This window comes from Serinicoccus sp. CUA-874 (genome assembly GCF_001942225.1).
Lineage (GTDB): Bacteria > Actinomycetota > Actinomycetes > Actinomycetales > Dermatophilaceae > Ornithinicoccus > Ornithinicoccus marinus.
In genome coordinates this window covers 40,776-64,060 of record NZ_MKJZ01000002.1, presented here as the reverse complement: position 1 = coordinate 64,060, position 23,285 = coordinate 40,776, and the positions used below count along the sequence as shown (strand labels likewise).

General features: G+C 71.8%; 24 protein-coding genes, 1 pseudogene and 1 riboswitch. Of the genes and pseudogenes, 17 read left to right on the top strand and 8 right to left on the bottom strand.

The features are described 5' to 3' along the window. Positions 1–3: 3 nt before the first annotated feature. The 5 genes from BJF80_RS00890 to BJF80_RS00870 form a co-directional block, all read right to left on the bottom strand. A complete protein-coding gene (locus BJF80_RS00890; RefSeq protein ID WP_075810858.1) occupies positions 4–786 on the bottom strand; it encodes a hypothetical protein in 783 nt (260 codons plus the stop codon). Beyond that, positions 783–1,613 carry a hypothetical protein gene (locus tag BJF80_RS00885; protein ID WP_075810857.1) on the bottom strand — a complete coding sequence of 277 codons (831 nt, stop codon included), beginning with the start codon at positions 1,611–1,613 and terminating at the stop codon, positions 783–785. The genes BJF80_RS00890 and BJF80_RS00885 overlap by 4 nt, the downstream gene beginning before the upstream one ends. After that, on the bottom strand, positions 1,603–2,955 hold the full coding sequence (locus BJF80_RS00880; RefSeq protein WP_075810856.1) for a hypothetical protein: 1,353 nt from the start codon (positions 2,953–2,955) through the stop codon (positions 1,603–1,605). Before BJF80_RS00880 ends, BJF80_RS00885 begins: the two co-directional genes overlap by 11 nt. Further along, on the bottom strand, positions 2,952–3,230 hold the full coding sequence (locus BJF80_RS00875; RefSeq protein WP_075810855.1) for a hypothetical protein: 279 nt from the start codon (positions 3,228–3,230) through the stop codon (positions 2,952–2,954). Before BJF80_RS00875 ends, BJF80_RS00880 begins: the two co-directional genes overlap by 4 nt. A gap of 127 nt (positions 3,231–3,357) precedes the next feature. After that, positions 3,358–4,776 carry an MFS transporter gene (locus BJF80_RS00870; RefSeq protein WP_237767365.1) on the bottom strand — a complete coding sequence of 473 codons (1,419 nt, stop codon included), beginning with the start codon at positions 4,774–4,776 and terminating at the stop codon, positions 3,358–3,360. Positions 4,777–4,856: 80 nt separating this feature from the next. Here BJF80_RS00870 and BJF80_RS21390 point away from each other — a divergent pair, with 80 nt between their 5' ends. Together BJF80_RS21390 and BJF80_RS00860 are read left to right on the top strand one after the other, a co-directional pair. Then, the gene (locus BJF80_RS21390) at positions 4,857–5,294 is read left to right on the top strand and encodes a glutaredoxin domain-containing protein (RefSeq protein ID WP_075810853.1); all 438 of its coding nucleotides are present in this window, start codon (positions 4,857–4,859) and stop codon (positions 5,292–5,294) included. Between the two features lie 323 nt (positions 5,295–5,617). Then, complete coding sequence (locus tag BJF80_RS00860; protein ID WP_237767364.1) at positions 5,618–6,178, top strand: NADPH-dependent FMN reductase; 561 nt, start codon at positions 5,618–5,620, stop codon at positions 6,176–6,178. Here the strand turns inward: BJF80_RS00860 and BJF80_RS00855 are convergent. After that, complete coding sequence (locus BJF80_RS00855) at positions 6,156–6,965, bottom strand: hypothetical protein (RefSeq protein WP_075810852.1); 810 nt, start codon at positions 6,963–6,965, stop codon at positions 6,156–6,158. The two genes, BJF80_RS00860 and BJF80_RS00855, sit on opposite strands and share 23 nt — an antisense overlap. A 311-nt stretch (positions 6,966–7,276) precedes the next feature. Between BJF80_RS00855 and gatC the strand changes: the two genes are divergently transcribed. From gatC to BJF80_RS00805, 10 genes are all read left to right on the top strand, one after another. After that, positions 7,277–7,573, top strand: coding sequence for an Asp-tRNA(Asn)/Glu-tRNA(Gln) amidotransferase subunit GatC (gatC, locus tag BJF80_RS00850; RefSeq protein WP_075810851.1), 297 nt, complete (start codon positions 7,277–7,279; stop codon positions 7,571–7,573). A 1-nt stretch (position 7,574) separates the two neighbouring features. Next, positions 7,575–9,125 carry an Asp-tRNA(Asn)/Glu-tRNA(Gln) amidotransferase subunit GatA gene (gene gatA / locus BJF80_RS00845; RefSeq protein ID WP_075810850.1) on the top strand — a complete coding sequence of 517 codons (1,551 nt, stop codon included), beginning with the start codon at positions 7,575–7,577 and terminating at the stop codon, positions 9,123–9,125. Then, positions 9,122–10,678 (top strand): Asp-tRNA(Asn)/Glu-tRNA(Gln) amidotransferase subunit GatB, encoded by a 1,557-nt coding sequence (gene gatB, locus BJF80_RS00840; protein ID WP_075810849.1) that lies wholly within the window; start codon positions 9,122–9,124, stop codon positions 10,676–10,678. Before gatA ends, gatB begins: the two co-directional genes overlap by 4 nt. A 7-nt stretch (positions 10,679–10,685) precedes the next feature. Beyond that, complete coding sequence (locus BJF80_RS00835) at positions 10,686–11,630, top strand: NAD(P)-dependent oxidoreductase (protein WP_075810848.1); 945 nt, start codon at positions 10,686–10,688, stop codon at positions 11,628–11,630. 237 nt (positions 11,631–11,867) lie between these two features. Next, positions 11,868–13,943, top strand: a complete 2,076-nt coding sequence (locus tag BJF80_RS00830) for a S8 family serine peptidase (RefSeq protein WP_158068450.1) — start codon at positions 11,868–11,870, stop codon at positions 13,941–13,943. Beyond that, a complete protein-coding gene (locus BJF80_RS00825) occupies positions 13,940–14,713 on the top strand; it encodes a cell wall-binding repeat-containing protein (RefSeq protein WP_075810846.1) in 774 nt (257 codons plus the stop codon). The genes BJF80_RS00830 and BJF80_RS00825 overlap by 4 nt, the downstream gene beginning before the upstream one ends. A gap of 257 nt (positions 14,714–14,970) precedes the next feature. Beyond that, entirely contained in the window at positions 14,971–15,375 is a 405-nt protein-coding gene (locus BJF80_RS00820) for a SixA phosphatase family protein (protein ID WP_083673371.1), read from the top strand. 56 nt (positions 15,376–15,431) lie between these two features. Continuing rightward, on the top strand, positions 15,432–16,355 hold the full coding sequence (locus tag BJF80_RS00815; RefSeq protein WP_083673370.1) for an ABC transporter ATP-binding protein: 924 nt from the start codon (positions 15,432–15,434) through the stop codon (positions 16,353–16,355). Next, the gene (locus BJF80_RS00810; protein ID WP_075810844.1) at positions 16,348–17,205 is read left to right on the top strand and encodes an ABC transporter permease; all 858 of its coding nucleotides are present in this window, start codon (positions 16,348–16,350) and stop codon (positions 17,203–17,205) included. Before BJF80_RS00815 ends, BJF80_RS00810 begins: the two co-directional genes overlap by 8 nt. Beyond that, complete coding sequence (locus BJF80_RS00805; RefSeq protein WP_414899263.1) at positions 17,202–18,044, top strand: ABC transporter permease; 843 nt, start codon at positions 17,202–17,204, stop codon at positions 18,042–18,044. Before BJF80_RS00810 ends, BJF80_RS00805 begins: the two co-directional genes overlap by 4 nt. 402 nt (positions 18,045–18,446) lie before the next feature. On the opposite strand, the pseudogene BJF80_RS21385 reads toward BJF80_RS00805, so the two are convergent. After that, positions 18,447–18,863: pseudogene (locus BJF80_RS21385) on the bottom strand (ketol-acid reductoisomerase); the annotation flags it as partial. Positions 18,864–19,212: 349 nt separating this feature from the next. Between BJF80_RS21385 and BJF80_RS00795 the strand changes: the two are divergent. Continuing rightward, positions 19,213–20,313: a branched-chain amino acid aminotransferase gene (locus BJF80_RS00795; protein ID WP_075810843.1), complete on the top strand. Its 1,101-nt coding sequence runs from the start codon at positions 19,213–19,215 to the stop codon at positions 20,311–20,313. 47 nt (positions 20,314–20,360) lie between these two features. On the opposite strand, the gene BJF80_RS00790 is transcribed toward BJF80_RS00795, so the two are convergent. After that, positions 20,361–21,242 carry a 3-methyladenine DNA glycosylase gene (locus tag BJF80_RS00790; RefSeq protein ID WP_075810842.1) on the bottom strand — a complete coding sequence of 294 codons (882 nt, stop codon included), beginning with the start codon at positions 21,240–21,242 and terminating at the stop codon, positions 20,361–20,363. An 81-nt stretch (positions 21,243–21,323) separates the two neighbouring features. Next, positions 21,324–21,390, top strand: a riboswitch (guanidine-III (ykkC-III) riboswitch). 21 nt (positions 21,391–21,411) lie between these two features. Here BJF80_RS00790 and BJF80_RS00785 point away from each other — a divergent pair. The 4 genes from BJF80_RS00785 to BJF80_RS00770 are packed head-to-tail and all read left to right on the top strand — an operon-like array spanning position 21,412 to position 23,278. Next, on the top strand, positions 21,412–21,747 hold the full coding sequence (locus BJF80_RS00785; protein WP_414899262.1) for a DMT family transporter: 336 nt from the start codon (positions 21,412–21,414) through the stop codon (positions 21,745–21,747). 43 nt (positions 21,748–21,790) lie between these two features. Then, positions 21,791–22,570 (top strand): fumarylacetoacetate hydrolase family protein, encoded by a 780-nt coding sequence (locus BJF80_RS00780; RefSeq protein ID WP_075810841.1) that lies wholly within the window; start codon positions 21,791–21,793, stop codon positions 22,568–22,570. 31 nt (positions 22,571–22,601) lie between these two features. Then, positions 22,602–22,853, top strand: coding sequence for an antitoxin (locus BJF80_RS00775; RefSeq protein WP_022924336.1), 252 nt, complete (start codon positions 22,602–22,604; stop codon positions 22,851–22,853). Next, positions 22,850–23,278, top strand: coding sequence for a TA system VapC family ribonuclease toxin (locus tag BJF80_RS00770; RefSeq protein ID WP_075810840.1), 429 nt, complete (start codon positions 22,850–22,852; stop codon positions 23,276–23,278). Before BJF80_RS00775 ends, BJF80_RS00770 begins: the two co-directional genes overlap by 4 nt. Positions 23,279–23,285 lie beyond the last annotated feature (7 nt).

Here is a 23,285-nt window from a genome sequence, read left to right as displayed (position 1 = left end):
CCGTCAGAGCGCGTCGACACCGAGGACCGGGTCGGTGATGCGGCGCAGCGGGCTCAGCCCCTCGCCCGGTATGCCGCTCGGGTGCGCCTCGGGCGCCCAGCGCAGGACGAGAGGACGGGCCAGGACCGCTTCGGTCAGGCCGGTGGCGGAGTAGCCGTCGGCGACCATGGCCTCCTCCATGGCGCGGAGCAGGTCCGGGGCGTGCCGACCCGCCAGGAACCACCGATCGAAGCAGGTCAGGTCCGCATCGGCTCCGCCGCTCTCTCGGTGCAGTCGCTCGTTCATGACCAGGCGCGCGTGGCCAGCCGGGGTGGCGTCCACACCGTTGACCAGAAGGGCGTGGCCGAGGGTCTCGCCGGGGCGCAGCAGAGGACCCGGTCGGATGCCATAACGGGTGATGAAGTTGGCTCGACGAATGAGGCGCACCCGCCCCGGGTCGAGCGTCGACCACGGCACGGCATACTCCCCACGGCGCCCCAGCACGAGCCCGTGGCGGCACACCCGGTGCTGCTCTGACCAGCCTCGGACCCAGAAGGCTCCGGTGGCGAGCAACAGCGCACCAGCCGCGAGCACCGCCAACCAACGGCCGATCGCGTCGGGGGCGAGCGGCATCAGGAGCAGCAGCGCCGCCGGTGCAAGGAGGACCAGAGTGGTTCCCCTCCAGCCCGGTGTCGCCCGGAAGGTCGCGAGCTCTGGACCCATGTCCGCCGGAGTCAGCTCCAGAAGTCCGCGGATCCGCAGCAGAGCGTCAGGATCGACGTCGTCGAACTCCTCGAAGCGACTCACCCGTCCTCTTCCCCCTCGTGGGAGGATCCCGACGTCGGGCGCAGCAGAGTGTGCAGGGCCGAGCGCAGCTCGGCGTCGTCGACGCTGCGGTAGCGGATGGTGGAGCCCTCCGCCAACTCTTGCGACACGACGGTGAACTCAGGGGAGACGATGACCCCCAGGCCGCTGGTCGTCCTCTCACCGACGACCTCCACGCGGGTCACGCTCGTCACCCCGAGGGCGTCGGCGAGCGGGGCGAGGACCTCCTCTGCTCGCTCGATCAGATCACGGCGACTGATGTGCAGGTCAATCGCTCCAGTCACCGCCTCGAGGCCGGAGCGGATGCGGACCGTGAGGTCGGTCAGCGCGTGTCCCGCCGGCACCAGCGCGAAGTCGTGCATCCCCTGATGGCTGATGATCTCCTCAAGCCACAAACCACGCGGCTGCGCGTGTAGGACCACCCAGTCCGTGCCTCCTGAAACGGTTCGCTCTGCGATGACGACCGCCTCGGCGCCGCGCCGCATCGTGAGGAGCGCGGCGAGATGTGGTTCGACCCAGGTCTCGTAGGCGTCTTCGACCAGGTCGGCGTCGAACAACTGCCGAGCCTTGAGAGACCGGAGCGCGGCGCTCGTGGCAGCCTCTCGCTCGTCTTCGTTAAGCGAGGAAAGCCACGGGCTAGGGTACGCGGAACTCTTCGCCACGGGGTCGTCCAGGCCGTGCATCTCCTCGTCGGTGAAGGAACCAAACTCCCACGGTTCCTGCGCCCGCTCGACCGCTTCGTAGAGTTCGAGGCGAACGCCAGCGGTGGTCAGGCTTCGCGAGGCCTCGAGGAGGCGCTCAATCCCCACCTGAGAGCCACCCCCAGACCTTCTTGGTGCCGTCGACCACGGCGCCCCCGACGTTGCGAGCCGTGTCGGCGATGGCTTCGCTGGGCTCGTAGGCCCACGAGCCCAGCGCCGCGACGCTTCCGACGGCGATAACCGCTACGCCGACAGGCGTCGCGGCCACCAGCCCGAAGGCGATTGCCGTCGTGGCGGCACCGGCGGCCAATGAACCCGCCCCACCGATGACTCGTGAGGTGCGGACATCGGCAGGCAGACTGTCGTCCGTCACCCCGGTGATCACGTCGTAACCGCCCATGAGTGCTGAGACAGGGCCCATGACCCGTGAAGCGACCGGTCCGACCGCTCGCGTGATCCGATTGATCCGGGTCATCACGGGACTGCGAAGCGGACGTATGGAGTCTCCAGGGACGTCGGGGTATCTGGTGTGGACCAGGTCCCACGCCTTGTCCTTGCCGACCAGGCTTTCGTAGAGGCCGTAGAGCCTCTGGGCTTGGGAGGTCCGGGTGGCCGGTTGGGCCACGAGGCGGTTGAGTGCACGGACGAGTCCCTTTTCCGCCCGCACCATGCCGCGGAGATCGCCTGGACTGCCCTGGGCCACGGTGTAGACGCTGCGAGCTGCGGCGTACTGCGCCTCGACGTTTCGATTCAGTCGAGCAACTCTCCCGTAACTCCCGAGCTGGTAGAGCTGCCACCCGCGGGTGCCGGCGGCTTTCGCCTTAGTGGCCTGCTGCGTGATCATCCGACTGTTGTCGCCGTCCACGGCTCGCCACACCTTACGGAGGTCACGTCGATCGATTCCGACGTCTGCGGGGACGATCGCGGCACTGGCCAGCACCCACGCTTCCACTGGCACCATCGAGGATGAGCCTGGAGCCCATAGGTCCGCCTCGGCGAGGAGGTCGTTGATGGCCTGGCGCCGAGCACGTTCGAAGTCATCGAGTGCGTCTTCGCCGATGCCCCGCTCTCGTCGGGTCTCCCCCCGGAGGCGGTCGACCTCATCCCAGTCCTCGACCGCGCGAGCGGCCGAGACCTGGTCTTCCAGAGAGCCAACCCGTCGATTGACCTCTCGTACCACCGTTTGTGTGCCGTCGAGGGACTCCGCGTAGGTTCGAACCTGCCGCGCCACCGCCGTGATGCCGAGCCCTCCTCCCTCGAGTGCTGTGGCGGCGTCCATCGAGGCAGCCCGGAAGTCGGGCACGCGACGGGTGGGAAGTGCTGTCAAGGTGGCGTCGCGCCGAGTGGCCAGGGTCTGCATCCGGTTGGAGACGTTGTCCGCGAGGTTGACGAGAGTGGCGGCACGGGCCGCGAGCGACGCAGGGTTGCCGTCAGGGACCTTGAGTGTCATCGTCCCGATCCTGTCGCACGCCGCAATTGATCGGCCTGTGTGACGGCTCCTCCTGCGAGCCCGTCCACGAGGATCGCCGACCCGTTGAGCACCCCGCCGATAGCCGACGTCGCGCGGATGATGGCGTCGCCGATGCCGCCGTCGCCAGCCAGACCGCCGGCCTCCTTGCCCAGTCCAACGAGGCGCAAGGCGTCGGTGCGGATGTCATCGCCTACATGTGTGAGCATGCGAGCTTCACTGGTCAGCGCGTCCGGGTCCCCTCCGGCAAAGGTCATGGTGACTCCTCCCCGTTCCTCAGTTGCCTCCCGATCGTAACGGTGGGCTGCTGCGACGCTGGCGCCCCGATCGGAGATGACCGTGGAAGTCTCGCCGGGGCAGGCATTCTCCGGTCGGTGGCACGGCTCAGACCGGTTGCTGCTCCGTCTGCTCGGCGGTGCGTAGCCCGAACCAGCTGATGACCCCGCCACCCACGAGCAGCGCCGTGCAGGCCAGCATCGCCCACCGGTAGCCCTCGGTGAAGGCGACGGGATCGGCGTAGTCGTCGCCCGAGAGCCCGACGAGCGCCGGCAGGGCCGCCACCGACAGCAGCGAGCCGGTGCGGGCGACGGCGTTGTTGATGCCGCTGGCGAGCCCGGCATACCGGTCCGCGACCGCGGCCAGCACCGCCGCCGTGAGGGGCGAGACGAGCAGCGCGAGCCCGAGCGCGAAGACGACCATGCCGGGGACCACCCCGACCCATCCGGTGCCGCGCCCGATGCCGACCATGAGCACCGTCCCCACACCGCAGACGATCGGGCCGACGGTCATCGGGATCCGCGGCCCGATCCGGTCGGCCAGCGCCGCCGCCCGCGTCGAGAACAGCAGCAGCGCCACCGTCACCGGCAGCCCGGCCAGCCCGGACGCGGTGGCCGACCACCCGGAGGTGACCTGGAGCTGGATGACGACGAAGAGCATGACCGCCCCGAGCGCGCCGTAGACCAGCAGCGTCATCGCGTTCGCCGCGGAGAAGACCCGGGAGCCGAAGAGGTGCAGCGGCACCAGCGGGTGTGACGCCCGCCGGCTCCACAGCAGGAAGGCCATCGCTGCGACAGCCGTCACCACCCAGGCCAGCACGAGCGCCCACGTGGGGGACTCTGCGGCGGTGGTGAGCGCCCACGTCGAGGCGCCGAGGGTCACGACCACCAGCGCCGACCCGACGAGGTCGAAGCGGCCGCTCGACTCCTCGTCGCGGCTCTCCGGTGCCGACCACCACGCCAGCGCCATGACGGCCAGGCACAGCGGCACGTTGATCGCGAAGATCCAGCGCCAGCTCGTCGTGTCGACGATCGCGCCGCCCAGCAGCGGCCCGATCGCGGCGGCGATCCCGGAGACGCCGGCCCAGGTGCCGATGGCGGGCGCCCTGTCGCCGGGGGCATAGCTGGCCTGGATCAGCGCCAGCGCGCCCGGCGTGAGCAGCGCCGCCCCGATGCCCTGCACGAGCCGGGCGGCGATGAGCTGGCCGGGGTCCTGCGCCAGCGCGCACAGCGCGGAGGCGACCATGAACCACGCCATGCCGATGAGGTAGACCCGGCGGCGGCCGATGCGATCACCGAGCGCACCGGCGACGAGCACGAGGGAGGCGAGCGAGAGCAGGTAGCCGCCGACCACCCACTGCAGCTGCGGCAGCGAGGCGGACAGCGACTCACCGATGGTGCGCAGCGCGACGTTGACGATCGACCCGTCGAGGATCGCCACCCCCGACCCGAGGGTCACGGCGGCGAGCATCGCCCGGCCGCGCGGCGAGCGCCGGTCCAGATATCCACCCTGCGGCTGATCCGTCACCGGCTCAGCGTAGGGCTCCCGGTGACGGGATCCGTCCCGCGGGCGATCTGCCACCAGGGCGGGGGAGCCATCATGGAGGTATGCGCTCTCGACCTCTCTGGATCGCTCTCGTCGTGCTGCTGGCCCTGGTGGCGGTGGACCTCTACCGCGACGGCTCGCGTCTGGCGGCGGTGGGCTACGGTGTCCTGGCTCTCGGGATCGCCTGGTGGACCTCGCCCTGGCGCGGCCGCGGGGGCACGACCCAGGAAGAGGTGGCCGCGATGGCCGAGGAGGAGCCGCGCAGCGACGTGGTCGTCTACTGGCGTCCGGGATGCGGCTTCTGCGCCATGCTCAAGGCACGGCTGGGGAGCCTGCGGGAGCGCGCCACCTGGGTCAACATCTGGGACGACGAGGACGCCGCCGCCTTCGTCCGCAGCGTCAACGACGGCAACGAGACGGTGCCCACCGTGGTGATCGACGGCATACCCCACACCAACCCGGACCCGCGACTGGTCAAGGAGCGGCTGCAGGCCGCCTGACGCCCCACCGCCGGCGCTCACGACGAGCGGGAGGAGCTCTCAGCCGCGCCCCTGCCCCGTGAACGGGCCGGACGCTGGAGGCGTCGCCGATGCTGTCGTGCGTGATGACGCCGAGGCTGCCCTCCCGGAGCAGCAGGATGGTGTGCACCGGCTCGAGCGACCCGTGCCCGGCACCGCGCGCGCGACCTCGTGCAGGTCGGCCTCGATGAGACGGTGCCGCCGCAGCGCGCGCTCCACCGGGCGACCGTCGGCATAGAGCACGACCGGCGGGTGGTCGACGCCCCGTCCGGAATGTCCCGTGCCGGGTGGTGGTTGACGCCCTGGTGAGCGACCAGACCACCCCCACGACCCTGCTCGTCCTCCTCGGCAGCCTGCGCGCCGACTCGTCCAACCGGCGGCTGGCCGAGGCGGCGATCGCCCAGCTCCCGGCAGGCATTGCGGCCCACGTCAGCGTGCTGCCCGCGCTGTTGCCGCACTACGACCAGGACCTCGACGGCGACGACGTGCCCGAGGCCGTGACGACGTTCCGCGCGGAGGTGGCCGCCGCCGATGCGGTGCTGGTCGTCACCCCTGAGTTCAACGGCAGCCTGCCGGGCGTGCTCAAGAACGCCATCGACTGGGCCTCCCGCCCCCGCGGCTCGGCGCCGCTCGCGGGTATGCCGGTGGCCGTGCTGGGCGCGGCCGCCTCGCCGCGGGCGGCGCAGTGGGCGCGCGAGGACGCCGTGCGCGTGCTCACCGTCGCCGGGGCCCGGCCGCTGGAGACGACGGTGGGGTTGGGCTCCTCGCTCGCGGCCTTCGACGGCGCGGACCTCACCGACCGCGAGGTCGCGGAGGCGGTGGCGGCGACGATGCGCCGCCTGGTCAGCGAGCCGCTGGCGGCCTGAGCGGCTCGTCCACGGCGTGGATCTCGTTGCCGAAGCTGCTCCCCACGCCGTCACCGTCCCGCGGTGAGACGTCCACGACGATCCCGGTCCGCACGTCCAGGCTGACGAGGTATGCCGTCGGCAGGCTCTCCCGCGACGACGCCAGGGTGGGGTCGTCGGGGCCGTACTCCAGCAGCCGGCTGGCCACGCTGTCCAGCAGCGGGCAGCAGCCGCAGCGGGGGTCGTAGGCGTCCACGAGCGGGCGGCACACCGCCTGCCAGGTGCCACGCCCCCGCAGCTCGACCTCGGCGACATCGGTGATCTCCACTCCGTCGACCCGCACGGCAGGGCCGTCGTCCTCGCCGGGGGACATGCCGTCGGCCAGCTCGGCCGGGTCGAGCATGGCGGTCCAGCGGTAGTCGCCCCACAGGGGGTCGGAGTGGTCCCACGCCCATCCCTGCGGCCGCGCGGAGACAAGGCCGTCTTCGCGGAAGGTCACGTCCTCGTCCCGGCCGGGCGGGACGTAGGGCGGAGGGGGCCCAGAGGGGCGTTGCTCCCCGGGCTCCCAGGCGAAGCTCACAGCCGTGCCGTAGGGCACCTCGGTGTCGGTGAAGACCTCCCGCCCGTGCCGCACCGTGAGCCGCGGCTCCTCCCGGTCCAGCCATGCCTGCGCCGGCTCGTCCCGCGGCACGGTGCCACCGTCCTGGGCGCGGTGGGTCCAGTGCAGCGTCGTGAAGAGCCACGGCGCGCTGCGCGCCAGCGCACGGAAGTCCTCCGCGTCCGGGGTGCGGGTCAGGTCGGTGCTCACCCCGCGACGCTACCGGTCTCCCGTGCTGTCGACGACGGGCTTCTCGAGCCAGGGAGCGCCCACCTCGCCCCCGGACGGACCTGGGCAAGGCTCTGCACCGCATACCACGTCGAGAGCGCTGCCTGAGGTGCACAACGTTGCCCAGGTCCCCATCCCGGTGCACAGCCTTGCCCAGGTCGGGTCGCCGGTCACCGTGGCGTGGTCCCGTCCCGGTGCACAACTCTGCTCAGGTCGGGCCCACTGGTATGCCCGGTCGCCCACCCCGGTGCCGGGCAACAGGGCCGCAACGCGCGCGACCTAGACTGGCGGCCATGTCCAACCTCTCGCGCGAGGACGTCGCGCACGTCGCCATGCTGGCCCGGATCCAGCTCGAGGACGCCGAGCTCGACCGCTTCGCCGGCCAGCTCGACCAGATCGTCGACTGGGTGGGTCAGGTCGGCGAGGTGGCCTCGGCCGACGTGCCCCCGATGTCCCACCCGATGCCGCTGACCAACGTCACCCGCCCGGACGAGGTGCGCCCGAGCCTGACCCGCGAGCAGGCCCTGGCCAACGCTCCGCAGGCGCAGGACGACCGCTTCGCGGTGCCGCGCATCCTGGACGAGGAGTGAGATGAGCGACACCACCACCCACGCCGCGTCGGGCAGGGGGTCGGCCGAGGCCGACCTCACCCGGCTCACCGCGGTCGAGATGACCGACCGGCTCGCCGCCGGGACCATCACCTCGGTCGAGCTGACCCAGGCCCACCTCGACCGCATCGCGCGGCTCGACCCGACGCTCCACGCCTTCCTGCTCGTCGACGCCGAGGGCGCGCTCGCCACGGCAGCCGAGGTCGACGCGGCCCGCGCCGCGGGGGAGGAGCTGCCCCGCCTCGCCGGCGTCCCGGTTGCGGTCAAGGACATCGCCTGCACCCAGGGCCTGGCCACCACCGCGGGCAGCCGCATGCTGGAGGGCTTCGTGCCGCCCTACGACGCCACCATCGTGACCCGGCTGCGCGAGGCCCGGATGCCCATCCTCGGCAAGACCAACATGGACGAGTTCGCGATGGGCTCCTCCACCGAGCACTCCGCCTTCGGCCCGACCCGCAACCCGTGGGACCTCTCCCGCATCCCCGGCGGTTCCGGCGGCGGCAGCAGCGCGGCGGTCGCGGCATACCTCGCGCCGCTGGCGATCGGCTCTGACACCGGCGGATCGATCCGCCAGCCCGCCGCGGTCACCGGCACCGTCGGCACCAAGCCGACCTACGGCGCGGTGAGCCGCTACGGCGTCATCGCGCTCGCCTCGAGCCTGGACCAGATCGGCCCGTGCGCCCGCACCGTCGCCGACGCCGCGCTCCTGCACGAGGTCATCGCCGGGCACGACCCGATGGACTCCACCTCGGTCGACGCGCCGGTCCCCGACGTCGTCGGCGCGAGCGCCGCGGGCGACCTGACCGGCCTGCGGGTCGGCGTGGTGCGCGAGATCAGCGGCGAGGGCTTCCAGGCCGGCGTGCAGGCCCGCTTCGACGAGGCGCTGGAGCAGCTGCGCGCGCTGGGCGCCGAGATCACCGAGGTCTCCTGCCCGCACTTCGGGTATGCCATGGCCGCCTACTACCTCATCCTCCCCTCGGAGGCGAGCAGCAACCTGGCCCGCTACGACGCGATGCGCTACGGCCGGCGCGAGGTGCCGGAAGGCAGCCCGAGTGCCGAGCAGGTCATGGGTGCCTCCCGCGACGCCGGCTTCGGCGACGAGGTGAAGCGGCGCATCATCCTGGGCACGTATGCGCTGTCCAGCGGCTACTACGACGCCTACTACGGCCAGGCGCAGAAGGTCCGCACCCTCATCGCCCGCGACTTCGAGGCCGCCTTCGAGCAGGTCGACGTGCTGGTCAGCCCGACTGCACCGACCACGGCCTTCCCGATCGGCGACAAGACGCAGGACCCGATGGCGATGTATCTCAACGACATCGCGACGATCCCCGCCAACCTCGCCGGGGTGCCCGGCATGTCGATCCCGTCCGGGACCGCCGACGAGGACGGTCTGCCCGCCGGGCTGCAGATCCTCGCCCCCGCGATGCAGGATCAGCGCCTGTATGCCGTCGGCGCGGCCCTGGAGGCCAGGCTGCGCGAGCTGCACGGCGGCTACGTCATCGAGCAGGCTCCCGAGATCGAGGTGGAAGCATGAGCACGACCGCGACCCGCGAGGCCGTCGTCCCGTTCGAGGACCTGATGGCCCGCTACGAGCCGGTGATCGGGCTCGAGGTGCACGTCGAGCTGGGCACCGCGACCAAGATGTTCTGCGGGTGCGCGACCGAGTTCGGGGCCGAGCCCAACACCCAGACCTGCCCGGTGTGCCTGGGCATGCCCGGCGCGCTGCCGGTGGTCAACGGCACCGCGGTGGAGTCGGCGATCCGGATCGGCCTGGCGCTCAACTGCGAGATCGCGCAGTGGTGCCGCTTCGCCCGGAAGAACTACTTCTACCCGGACATGCCGAAGAACTTCCAGACCAGCCAGTACGACGAGCCGATCGCCTTCGAGGGCCATCTGGACGTCAAGGTGCCCCCGCGTGACGGGGTCGACGAGGAGCCCTTCACCTTCCGCGTCGAGATCGAGCGGGCGCACATGGAGGAGGACACCGGCAAGTCGACCCACGTCGGCGGCTCGACCGGGCGCATCCACGGCGCCTCTCACAGCCTCGTCGACTACAACCGCGCCGGCATCCCGCTCATCGAGATCGTCACCAAGCCGCTCACCGGCGCGGGCGAGCGGGCCCCGGAGGTCGCGCGCGCCTACGTCGGCGCGCTACGCGACCTGCTGCGCGCGCTGGACGTCTCCGACGTCAAGATGGAGCAGGGCTCGCTGCGCTGCGACGCCAACGTCTCGCTCATGCCGACCGGTGGCGAGCGCTTCGGCACCCGCACCGAGACCAAGAACGTCAACAGCCTGCGCTCGGTGGAGCGGGCGGTGCGCTACGAGATGACCCGGCACGCCGCGGTGCTCGACGCCGGAGAGACGATCCTGCAGGAGACCCGGCACTGGCACGAGGACACCGGGATCACCACCTCCGGTCGCCCCAAGTCGGACGCCGACGACTACCGCTACTTCCCCGAGCCCGACCTGGTGCCGGTCGCCCCGACCCGCGAGGACGTCGAGCGGCTGCGCGCCACCCTCCCGGAGAACCCCGCCGAGCGGCGCCGGCGGCTGCAGGGGGAGTGGGGGTATGCCGATCTCGAGATGCGCGACGTCGTCAACGCCGGCGCGGTCGAGGTCATCGAGGAGACCGTCGCCGCCGGCGCGACGCCCGCCGCCGCGCGCAAGTGGTGGATGGGCGAGCTGGCCCGCCGGGCCAAGACCGCGGGTGCGGAGGGAGGCGCTGTCGACCTGCTCGACCTGGGGGTCACCCCCGCCCACGTCGCCGAGCTCGACGGCCTCGTCACCGGTGGCCGGCTCAACGACTCGATGGCGCGGCAGACGCTGGACGGCGTCCTGGCCGGCGAGGGCACGCCGACGCAGGTCGCCGACGCCCGCGGCCTGGAGCTGGTCCGGGACGACGGCGCGCTGCAGACCGCTGTCGACGAGGTCATCGCCGAGAACGGCGACGTCGTGGAGAAGATCCGCGGCGGCAAGACCCAGGCGGTGGGTGCCCTCATCGGCCAGGTGATGAAGAAGATGCGCGGCCAGGCGGACGCGGCGAAGGCCCGCGAGCTCATCCTCGCCACCCTCGGCGTCGAGGGCTGAGCCTGGTATGCCCTCCCGCCCGCCCGTCGCGGCCGTCCCCGAGGAGCTGGTGCCCTACCTCGGGGAGGTGGCGGCAGTCGAGGTCCTGCCCTACGACCACCACGACGCCGGGGCGCTGCCGGGTGGCGGACGGGATGTCGACGTCCTCGCGCTGTCGATGATCGCCGGGCCGTGGCTGCGGCGGATGGACGAGGTGCCGGGTCTGCGGGCCGTCGTCCTGGCCTCGGCCGGCTACGAGCACGCGCTGCCCTACCTGCCCGGCGGGGTCCAGCTGGCGAATGCCGTGGGCGTGCACGACACGGCGACCAGCGAGCTCGGGCTCGCGCTCGTCCTCGCCGCGCAGCGGCACCTGCCGCACCACGTGCTGCGCCAGGCGCAGGGCGTGTGGGACCGCTCGGCACCCGGACCGTGGCGCTCGCTGGCGGACTCCACGGTGCTCGTCGTCGGCTACGGCGGCATCGGGACCGCGCTCGCCCGCCGGCTGCGGGCGTGTGAGTGCGAGGTCGTGGCGGTCGCGAGCACCGACCGGGACGGTGACGACCTCGTCGACCGGGTGCACGGCATCGAGCACCTGCCGGACCTGCTGCCCGCCGCGGACGTCGTGGTCCTGACCCTGCCGCTCACGGACGCCACGAACGGACTGCTCGGTGCGAGGGAGCTGGCGGCGCTGCCGGATGACGCTCTCGTGGTCAACATCGCCCGGGGCCCGGTCGTCGACACCGACGCCCTCCTCGCGGAGTGCGCGTCCGGCCGGCTCCGGGCCGCCCTGGACGTCACCGACCCCGAACCGCTGCCCGACGGGCACCCGTTGTTCTCCACCCCGGGGGTGCTGGTCGTGCCGCACGTCGGGGGAGCCTCACCGGCCTCGCTGCCGCGCATGGGAAGTTACCTCCGGTCCCAGCTCGAGGTATACCGGGACACGAGACAGCTGCGCCACACCGTCGGTAGTTGAGCATTCACCCACCGCCTGACCTGCACAAATACATCTCCAGGTGAACATCTGGCCACAGCGTCCCCTGACCCTTGCGCCAACCTACCGACCTCGGTATAGGGTGCGTGAAGCCGGTGCCCATGGAAGGCGGCGGCTCCACCTGCCGGTCGCCTCGCCGCGATCTGGCGTGACACTGAAACAGGGGCTATTGCAGTGACGCAACGGACAACGTCGGGGGCACGCCGCGCCCTGGCCATGGTGGCTGGGATCAGCCTCGTGGCCGGACTGGCGCCAGCAGCCGCCTCCGCGATCGACGGGCCGGCACCGGCCGGGCCGGTCAGCGCGACCGGTGACTTCCAGGACGGCACCTACATCGTGGTGCTGAACGACCTCCCGCTGGCGACCAACCCGGGCACCGCCGGGTCGGACCTGGCCAAGACCGACACCACCTCGGCCGACGCCGTCGCCTACACCGACCGGCTCCTCGCCCAGCAGGACGCCGTCCTGCAGGGTGTCGCCGCCGAGCCGACCTACCGCTACACCGTGGCGCTCAACGGCTTCTCCGCGACGCTGACCGCGGCCGAGGCCGCAGCGCTGTCGCAGCGCTCCGACGTGGCTTCCGTGACGAAGTCCTCGCTGCGCCAGCTGCAGGAGGTCGTCAACGGCCCGGACGGCGGGATGCCGCAACCGGACACCGAGATCTCCCCCGACGTCCTCGGCCTGCGTGGTCAGGGCGGCGTGTGGTCGCAGGTCGGTGGCCCGCTGTCGGCCGGCGCCGGCACCGTCGTCGGCGTCATCGACTCCGGCATCGCCTTCGACAACCCCGCCTTCGCCGGCGAGGGCATCCCCGCTCCGCCGGCCTCCTGGTCCGGCGAGTGCGAGACCGGTGAGGGCGACGACGCCGGGGACTTCCCCGCGTCGGCCTGCACCAACAAGCTGGTCGGTGGCCGCTACTTCGTCGAGGGCGCCCGCAGCTACGGTCTCGAGGTCGCCGACGAGGACAGCGTCAGCCCGCTCGACACCGACAACCACGGGTCGCACGTCGCCGGCACCGCCGCCGGCCGTGAGGTCTCGGTCGAGGACACCGGTGGCAACACCTACGAGATGGCCGGGATGGTGCCGGGTGCTCACGTGGCCGCCTACAAGGTCTGCTATGACTTCAGCAACGGCAGCGCCGGATGCGCTCCCGAGGACTCCATCGCGGCGATCGACGCCGCCGTGGCCGACGGGGTCGACGTGCTGAACTTCTCTATCAGCGGTGACCCGGAGACGCTGGAGGACCCGGTCGACCTGGCCTTCAAGAACGCCGCCGCTGCCGGGGTCTTCTCCGCCGCCTCCGCCGGCAACTCCGCCGGGGACGACGTGCCGGTCGCGCACCTGGGCCCGTGGCAGACCACGGTCGCCGCCGCCGTTCACCGCGAGGAGGACGGCCCGGTCCCGTCCGTCGGCTCCTTCTCCGGCCGCGGCCCGATCTCCGTGGACGCCGAGGACCAGACGATCCTGAAGCCGGACATCGGTGCCCCCGGCATCAACGTGCTGGCCGCCTACGCCAGCGACGCCGACGGTCCGAACTGGGGCTACCTGACCGGGACTTCCATGTCCTCCCCGCACATCGCGGGGCTGGGTGCCCTGCTGGCCGCGGAGTACCCGGACTGGTCGCCGATGGCGATCAAGTCGGCCATGCAGACCTCTGCCGCTGACTACGCCAACGCCGAGAGCAACCAGGCCTTCGTCGGCGGCACCGGTTTCGTCGAGCCGCGCGACTTCCTGAACCCCGGCCTGGTCTTCGACTCGACCGAGGCCGACTGGGACGCCTTCCTGGCCGACCCGAGCACGGGCTACGACCTCAACGCGGCCTACGTGCACATCCCGCAGCTGGGCACCGAGCCCACCACGGTGACCCGCACGGTCACCAACCCCGGGAGCGCCGACGCCACCTTCGAGGCCTCCTTCGCCGGGCCGGACACCCTGTCCGTCACCGTCGAGCCCGCCTCGGCCACCGTCCCCGCAGGCGGCACCGCGGAGGTGACCATCACGGTCGCCAACACCGGCGCCCCGACGGACGAGTGGCAGGAGGGCGACCTCAGCTGGACCTCGGGCGACACGGTCGTCGAGATCCCGGTCCTGGCCCGCGGCCAGGTCGCCGGTGAGGACCCCGAGCCCGAGCCCGAGCCGATGGTCGAGCGCGTCTTCGGCTCGGACCGCTACGACACCGCCGCCGAGATCTCCGCGCTCTACCCGGACATCGAGACGGTCTACGTCGCCTCCGGCACCGGCTTCGCCGACGCCATGTCGGGCTCGCCGGCCGCCAGCCAAGGCTCGTGCCCCGGATGATGACCACGCCGGACGGTGACCCCGCCCCGGTGCTGCTCACCAAGAACGACCGGCTGCCGAACACCACGGCGGCGGCGCTGGGCGAGGTCGACCCGAGCAACATCGTCATCCTCGGTGGTGACGGCGCCGTCAACGGCGACGTCGAGGCCGAGCTCGCCAACTACGGCGAGGTGACCCGGGTCGAGGGGACGGACCGCTACGAGACCTCCGCCAACCTCGCCATGATGTTCGGTGAGGACGTCGACACGGTCTACCTCGCCTCTGGTGCAGACGCCGCCTACGCGGACGCCCTGACCGGTGCGGCCCGTGCGGGCAGCGAGACCGCTCCGGTCCTGCTGACCCGTCCGGACATGGTGCCGGCCGCCACGGCCGAGGCGCTGGCGACCCTGAACCCCGACAACGTCATCGTCCTCGGCGGCGAGGGTGCGGTGAACGACGTCGTCTACACCGCGGTGCAGGCGGACGACCGCATCGCGGGCGCCAACCGCTACGAGACCGCTGTCGCGATCTCGCAGGAGCACGAGCCCGACGTGGAGATCGTCCACATCGCCTTGGGCCGTGACTTCCCCGACGCCCTGGCCGGCTCCGCGCTCGCGGGCACCCAGGACGTGCCGGTGCTGCTCACCAAGCCCGACCAGCTTCCGTCGGCCACCCTGGCCGAGCTGGAGCGGCTGAGCCCGGAGCGGGTCGTCATCCTCGGTGGCACCAACGCGGTGTCGCAGGACGTCGAGGACCGGCTCAACGAGGAGTACCCGGGCTGGGTCGGCTGAAGCTGACCTGACCGGCCGGGTCTCCCGGCACGCATGACCCGCAGGGCCGGGGCGGGTATCCGCCCCGGCCCTGCGGCGTCCCCGCGTGGGCATGCGGGACGATGGTCGAGCCCGCGGAGCGGGCCAGGAAGGAGAGACATGAGCACGCTGGTGCTGGTCCGACACGCCAAGGCGGAGGCCACCCCGTCCGGCCCAGGAGGCGACCACGCCCGGACGCTGGTGGCCCGCGCCGCCGGGACGCGGCGGCGCTGGGGGAGATGCTGCGCGACTCGGGTCTCCTCCCGGACCTCGCGGTCGTGTCCACCGGGGCGCGGGCACGACAGACGCTGGAGTCGATGCTCGGCGACGACGGCGTCCAGACCTGGCCGACGAGGCGGGTCTACGACGGGGGCCTCGACGGGGTCCTGGAGGCGGTGCGGGAGGTGCCCGACCACGTCGAGGTGCTGTGGGTCGTCGGGCACGAGCCGGTCATGTCGACGTCGGCGTGGGAGCTCACCGACCCGGGGCGGACCGGGCCGGCGCTGCGCGAGGCGATGTCGAGCGGTATGCCGACCGCCACCGCCGCGGTGCTCGAGCTGGACGTCCCGTGGTCCGAGGTGGACCTCGGCTGCGCGCGCCTGGTGGGCAGGCATACCGGACGGGGTGAGGAGCCGGACGGGTGACACGCAGGCGCAACACCGGCTGACGTCGCGATTCCGGCGACATAGGGTGGGTCGTCGTGCCAGCAGTGATCACGGCCCGGGGGCTGCGCAAGACCTACGGCGACGTCCACGCCGTCGACGGGATCGACCTGGAGGTCGAGGCGGGGGAGAGCTTTGGGTTGCTCGGTCCCAACGGCGCCGGCAAGTCCACGACCATGAGGATGATCGGGGGCACCCTGGACCGCACGAGCGGGTCCTTGGACGTGCTGGGCCTGGATCCCGGCGTCCGGGGCCCGGCGGTCCGGGCCCATCTGGGGGTGGTCCCGCAGCAGGACAACCTGGACGAGGAACTGCGGGTCCGGGAGAACATCGTGATGTACGGCCGCTACTTCGGGCTGCCCCGGTCCTTCCTCGCGGCGAAGGCCGACGAACTGCTGGCCTTCGCCCAGCTGGAGGCCAAGGCCCAGGAGAAGGTGGTCAACCTGTCCGGCGGCATGAAGCGACGGCTGACCATCGCCCGCGGCCTCGTCAACGAGCCGCGCATCCTGCTCCTGGACGAGCCGACCACCGGTCTGGACCCGCAGGCCCGGCACGTGCTGTGGGACCGTCTCTTCCGGCTCAAGGAGTCCGGCACCACGCTGGTCGTGACCACGCACTTCATGGACGAGGCGGAGCAGCTGTGCGACCGGCTGGTCGTGGTCGACCACGGGCGCATCGTGGCGCACGGCTCGCCGGCTCAGCTCATCCGCGAGCACTCGACGCGGGAGGTGCTCGAGCTGCGCTTCGGGTCGGCCCGCAACGCCGCCGTGGTGCAGCAGCTGGACGGGGTGGGGGAGCGCCACGAGGTGCTGCCCGACCGCATCCTCGTCTACGCCCCGGACGGCGAGGCGGCGCTGGAGGAGGTCACGGGCCGGGGTCTGCACCCCACGACCTCGCTGGTGCGTCGGTCCTCGCTGGAGGACGTCTTCCTCCGGCTCACCGGGAGGTCGCTCGTTGAGTGAGGTCGACAACGCCCTGGTCACGACCGGCGTCGGGGGTGCCCCCGCCCACACCGAGATGGCGGCGCGGGCGCGACGCTGCGGCATCTGGTTCTACGCCGAGACCGTGCTGCGGGGCATGCGCGCCTTCGCGCTGCCCATCGCCCTGTATGCCGTGGCCCAGCCGCTGCTCTACATGATCGCCCTCGGGGTGGGCCTGGGGGCGCTCGTCGACCGCGGCGTCGGGTCGGTGGCGGGCGTGGACTACCTCGTCTTCGTCGCCCCCGCGCTGCTCGTCTCGACCGTCGTCATGTCGGTCTCGGCGGAGATGACGTTTCCCGTCATGAGCGGCTTCAAGTGGAACCGGCTCTACTACGGGCCCGTCGCCTCGCCGCTGGAGCCGAGCCAGGTGGCGCTGGGCCACTTCACCGCGGTGATGCTGCGCTTCCTGGCGCAGGGCCTCATCTTCTGGCTGGTGATGCTCGCCTTCGGCGCCGCGCCGGCGGGGTGGGTGCAGTCGGTCCTGGTGGTGCCGGTCGGCATGCTCGCGGCGGCCGCCTTCGGCGCACCGCTCCAGGCGTATGCCGCGACCCTGGACGACGGCTTCCAGTTCTCGCTGATCCAGCGTTTCGTCGTCATGCCGATGTTCCTCTTCTCCGGCACCTTCTTCCCGCTCTCGGCGATGCCGGGCTACCTGCACTGGATCGGCTGGATCTCCCCCGTGTGGCACGGCACCGAGCTGGCCCGCTGGGCGTCCTACGGTGCCGACCTGCCGCCGCTGCAGGCCGCGGTCCACCTGCTGTTCCTGCTCACCTGCTCCGCGCTCGGCCTGTGGTGGGGCGTGCGGAACTACACGCGCAGGTTGCGCTCGTGAGCACGGCGACCGGCGGTCCTCGCGAGGTCGCGGCGAGGGTGCGGACGGGCATACCGGTGCTCGCGTCGCTGTCCTCGGGCAACGTGCGCTCGGTCGTGGAGCGCAACGCCAGGGTGATCCGCAACCAGAACGGCGTCATCCTCGTCTCCGGCTTCTTCGAGCCGGTGCTCTACCTGCTCGCGATGGGGCTGGGGATGGGTGCGCTGGTCGGCGAGGTCAGCGGGCCGGGCGGGGAGCCGGTCGAGTATGCCGCCTACATCGCCCCGGCGCTGCTCGCGACCTCGGCGATGAACGGGGCGGTCTACGACTCCACCTGGAACGTCTTCTTCAAGCTGCGGCTGTCCAAGCTCTACCAGGCGATGCTGCAGACCTCGCTGGGGCCGTTGGACGTGGCGCTCGGGGAGATCCTCATGGCGCTCTTCCGCGGTCTGCTCTACGCCCTGGGCTTCCTCGGGGTCATCGCCGTGCTCGGCCTGGTGACGTCGTGGTGGGCGCTGCTCATGGTGCCGGCGGCGCTGGTCATCGCCCTCGGCTTCGCCGCCTTCGGCATGGCGGTCACGAGCTATCTGACGACGTTCCAGCAGATGGACCTCGTCAACTTCGGGCTGCTGCCGATGTTCCTCTTCTCCGCGACGCTCTACCCCATCGCGATCTACCCGGAGTGGATCCAGTGGCTCATCATGGCGATGCCGCTGTGGCACGGGGTGGAGCTCATGCGGGCACTCTCGGTGGGCTATCTCGACACCTCCACCGTGGTGCACGCCGGCTACTTCGTGGGGATGACGGTGGTCGGGCTGGTGCTGACGACGCTGCGGCTGCGGACGCTCTTCCTGCGCTGACCGAGGTGGGGGCCTCAGCGCAACCAGCTGGTCATCTGCCGCACCGCGCGACCGGCGCGCTCGAGCGGGTGGCTCCGGCGGCGCCTCCCGGCGGGAGGTCGCTGCCGATTCGCCGGCTGCTTGCCCCGAGGGACCGTGGTGGCTGGCGAAGCCGGCGGAGTAGATCTGGTCGACGTGCGTCTTGAGCTCGTGGACCAGCGCGACATAGGCCACCTCCGGCTCGACGCCGCGTGCCGCCAGCTCGTCGTAGGCGGACTCCAGGGCCTCCTGCAACGGCGTCTGGACGCGCTCGCGGGCAGCCTCCATGGCCAGGGCCTCGTGCTCGACCGTCGTGACGACGGCGCCCGAGCGCAGCGCACCCATGGCGGCGGCGTAGGCGGTCAGCGTGGCCCAGGCCGCGCCGCTGCGGTCGTGCTCGACCGCCACCATGGCGGGGCAGCCGCGACCGTCGAGGTACTCCTCGCGCACCCGGTCGCCGTCGCCGATGGTGCGGAGCATGGCGAGGTCCACGCCCGCGGGGACGGTCAGCCGGCCGCTGTGCACGGCGTCCGCGCCGGTGACGACGACCAGGTCGCCGGGCTCGGTGTGCTCTCGCACGAGCCGTTGCACGGTGTCGATGTCCTGCTCACCGCGCGCCCCGCCGGGCACCAGCATGATGTCGCACCGCTGCACCGCCTCCTGCGGCGGGACGACCGGCAGGCCCTCGATCTCGGCGCGGGCCGCCAGCCGGCTCTCCGGGTCGGTGCCGACCCAGACGTCGACCCCGCTGTCGCGCAGGTTGAGCGCGTGCGCCGCGGCGACGGCGTCGAAGCCCAGCACAGCCACCTGGCGGTCCTGGAGCAGGGTCAGGTCGGCGCTGTCCGGGTCGAGGGTCGTCACGGCGCCTAGCCTACGAGTGCGTGCCGGGCCTGCTGGGTCCGGCTGTGTGCCCAGGGCCCGAGGGGGTATGCGTGACGGAGCCGACGATGCTTGTGCGCGGCGTCGTGCGTCTCCTGGGGACGCAGGCGTGCCCAGAAGCACGCGTGCGACACATGCTTCGGCGCACGACGAAGCACCTTCGTGCGGGCGGCGTGGGATCAGGCATACCCGGAGGTCAGCGGTCCAGCGTGACGCTGCGTCAACCTTGCCGCTGGCGGTGACGCCTCGTCAGGTGGATACCCTGACGCCCATGACCCAGACAGCGTCGTCCCCGTCCTTCGCGGTCACCGAGGTGAGCGACCGTCGCTCGCCCGAGGAGATCGCCGAGCTGCTGCGCAACCCCGGCTTCGGCAGCCTGTTCTCCGAGCACATGGTGATGGTCGAGTGGGACCGGGAGCAGGGCTGGCACGACGCCCGGGTGGTGCCCTACGGGCCGATCCCGCTGGACCCCTCGGCCGCGGTCTTCCACTACGCGCAGGAGATCTTCGAGGGGATGAAGGCCTACCGGCACGAGGACGGCACGGTCTGGACCTTCCGGCCCGAGCGCAACGCCGAGCGCTTCAACAGCTCGGCACGCCGCCTGGCCATGCCCGAGCTGCCGCCGACGCTCTTCCTCGACGCGATCAAGGAGCTGGTCAGCCTCGACGAGGCCTGGGTCCCGGGCGCCGACGCGGGTGAGATGTCGCTCTACCTGCGGCCCTTCATGATCGCCACCGAGGAGGCGCTGGGGGTGCGACCCAGCAACCGCTATCTCTTCAGCGTCATCGCCTCCCCGGCCGGCGCCTACTTCTCCGGCGGGCTCAAGCCGGTCAGCCTGTGGGTCAGCGACCAGTACGTCCGCGCCGCAGCGGGAGGCACCGGGGCGGCCAAGTGCGGCGGCAACTACGCCGCGTCCCTCGCGAGCCAGGCCGAGGGCATCGAGCACGGCTGCGACCAGGTGGTCTTCCTCGACGCGGTGGAGCACCGCTACGTCGAGGAGCTCGGCGGGATGAACCTCTTCTTCCTGTATGCCGACGGCCGGGTCGTCACCCCCGAGCTCACCGGCACGATCCTCCCGGGGGTGACCCGCTCCTCGCTGCTCGACCTGCTCCGCGAGCGCGGCCACCAGGTGGAGGAGCGCCGCTTCACCCTCGACGAGTGGCGCGACGGGGTCGCCTCGGGGGAGATCACCGAGGTCTTCGCCTGCGGCACGGCGGCCGTCATCACGCCGGTCGGGCGGCTGGCGTGGAGCGGCGGCGAGCTCGACATGCCGGAGGAGCACAAGCTCACCGAGGACCTGCGCGCCGAGCTGCTCGACATCCAGTACGGTCGCGCCGAGGACCGGCACGGCTGGCTCTACCAGCTCGTCTGAGCGCGAGGGAGTGGACCTCGGTCACCGGACCGTCGCCTCGGCGCACCTCAGCCCAGCTCCGGTCCGAGCCCGTCGAGCACGTCCAGCAGCCGCTGGCGCAGCGCGTTCGACCGGCGGGCGAAGGCGCGCTGCGCCTCGGCATACTCGCGCTTGCCCTCGGTCGTCTCGATCCGCACCGGCGCGTAGCCCAGCGCGCGCAGGTCGTAGGGCGCCGCCCGCATGTCGAGCTCGCGGATGTCCCGGGCGAGCAGGAAGGCGTCGAGGGTGAGGTCGCTGGGCACCGCGGGGGCGAGCTTGAAGCACCACTTGTAGACGTCCATCCCCGCGTGCAGGCAGCCCGGCTGCTCGTGCTCGACCTGGCTCTCCCGGGTCGGGCGCAGCGCGTTGCGCGGGGCGGCGTCCGGGGTGAAGAAGCGGTAGGCGTCGAAGTGCGAGCACGCGACCTGGTGGCCCTCGACCACCGCGTCGGTGCCCTCGCGCCCCAGCCGCAGCGGCCAGTCGTGCCTCGTCTCGTCGGCGCGGTAGACCATCGCCCACTCGTGCAGCCCGAAGCAGCCGAAGCGTCCCGGCCGGGACAGCGTCGCGGTCAGCAGGTCGCGGACGAAGCCGACGGTCCGGCCCCGTCGGCGCACGAAGCCGGCCACGTCGAGGTATGCCGTCCCGCTCCCGTCGACGAGATAGCCGCTCCACGCCGCGCGCTCGTGGGCGTCGGCGAGCCCGACGCCCGGCCCGGGGTGCCAGCGCGCGAGCTGCGCCGGGCGGAAGGCGTAGTACTCCCAGAGGAAGTCGTCGACGGGGTGGGTCCGCCCCTCCACCTGGCGGGCGAGGCGGCCGGCGGTCAGCGCGTCCACGGCTTCCGCGTGCGCGGTGGCGCGCGCCCGCCATACCTCTGCCTCGAGGAGCTGGAGGTCGGTGGTGGGGGTCGGCACGGCGGCCCAGCCTAGCGCCGACCCGGTGCCGCGAGGGCGCGCGGAGCTGGCCCCGATCGTCGCCCGTGTGAGATTCTTGACGTGGACGCCCGCGGTGGGCGGTTCCCCGGACGAGGCACGTCGTACCCGGCTCCGACGACGACGTGGCGCGCCCGAGGAGGGCGTCATCATGGTGGCCATCTCCTGGATCGTCCTCATCCTGTCCGGTGTCCTCGAGAGCGTCTGGGCCGCGGCCCTCACCGCCTCGGACGGCTTCACCAAGCTGTGGCCCAGCGTGCTCTTCGGCGTCGCGCTCGCCGTGAGCATGATCGGGCTCGGCTGGTCGCTGCGGACCATCCCGCTCGGCACGGGGTATGCCGTCTGGGTGGGGATCGGTGTCGTCGGCACCGCGCTCTGGGGGATCCTCGCCCTGGGTGAGCCGGTCTCGGTGGCCCGGGTGATCTGCCTGGTCGCCATCGTCGGCGGCATCGTCGGCCTGCAGCTCACCGGCTCGGGTGGCCACTGACGCCGCGCTCGGACGGTGGCGCGGCACGGCATACCCTGGCGGTATGCGTATCTGCCGCTTCACCGACGGTGACGACCCCCGCTTCGGCCTCGTCGACGGGGCCGGGGAGCGGATCGCCGAGATCTCCGGCGACCCGCTCTACACCAGGATCGACCTGACCGGCGAGACCGTCGACGTCGCCGACGTGCGGCTGCTGGCGCCGGTCATCCCGCGCAGCAAGGTGGTCGCCGTGGGCCGCAACTACGCCGACCACGCGCGCGAGATGGGCAACGAGCTGCCCGCCGAGCCGATGATGTTCTTCATCCCCAACACCTCGGTGTGCGGCCCCGGCGACCCGGTCGTCATCCCCCCTTTCGCGACCGAGATCTCCTACGAGGCCGAGCTCGCCGTCGTCATCGGGCGGATGTGCAAGGACGTCGCGGCGGAGGACGCCAAGTCGGTGGTCTTCGGCTACACCTGCGCCAACGACGTCACCGCGCGCGACCTGCAGCGCGGCGACGGGCAGTGGGCGCGCGCCAAGGGGATGGACACCTTCACCCCGCTGGGGCCGTGGCTCGAGACCGACCTCGACACCTCCGACCTGCGGATCTCCTGCACGGTCGACGAGGAGGTGCGCCAGGACGGCACGACCGCCGACATGCACTTCGGCATCGGTGAGGTCATCGCGCACGCCTCGGCCGCCTTCACGCTGCTGCCGGGCGACGTCATCCTCACCGGCACGCCCGCGGGGGTCGGTCTGATCACCGCCGGGCAGCGGTGCGAGGTGGAGATCGAGGGCATCGGGACGCTCGCCAACCCCTTCGTGGCTGGCGACGCATCTTGATGCCACACGCACGATGCATCATGATGTCTTCATGAGGACCACGCTGACCCTGGACGCGGACGTGGTCCGGCTGCTCGAGCAGGCCGTCCATGACCGGCGGACCTCCATGAAGAGCGTCGTCAACGACGCCCTGCGGCAGGCCCTTCGACCAGCGCAGGCTCCCCGTCCCTATCGCGTCGACGTGCACCACAGCGAGCTGGTGGTCGGGGTCGACCCAGCACGACTCAACCAGCTCGCCGACGAGCTGGAGGACGAGACGATCGTGGACAAGCGCCACCGATGATCGTCCCCGATGTCAATGTCCTCCTCTATGCGCACGTCGATGCCTTCCCGGAGCACGACCGAGCCCGTACGTGGTGGGAGGAGACCTTGTCGGCGGGCCGGCCAGTGGGCCTGGCGCCCGTCGTGGTGTTCGGCTTCATCCGCATCGCGACCAGCCGTCGAGTGCTCACCCGACCCTTCAGCGTCCAGCAGGCGCAGGCCGTCGTCGAGTCGTGGCTCGCTCAGCCAGGCGTCCAGATCCTGGAAAGCGGGAGAGAACACCTCGGCCGCACGCTCGAGGTCCTGACGGGTGTCGGCACGGCCGCGGCGCTGACCACGGACGCCCAGATCGCCGCCCACGCCTTCATCGAAGGTGCTGCGGTCGCGACGCACGACACCGATTTCGGCCGTTTCGCCGAACTGGACGTCGTGGACCCGGTCCGATGATCGGGCG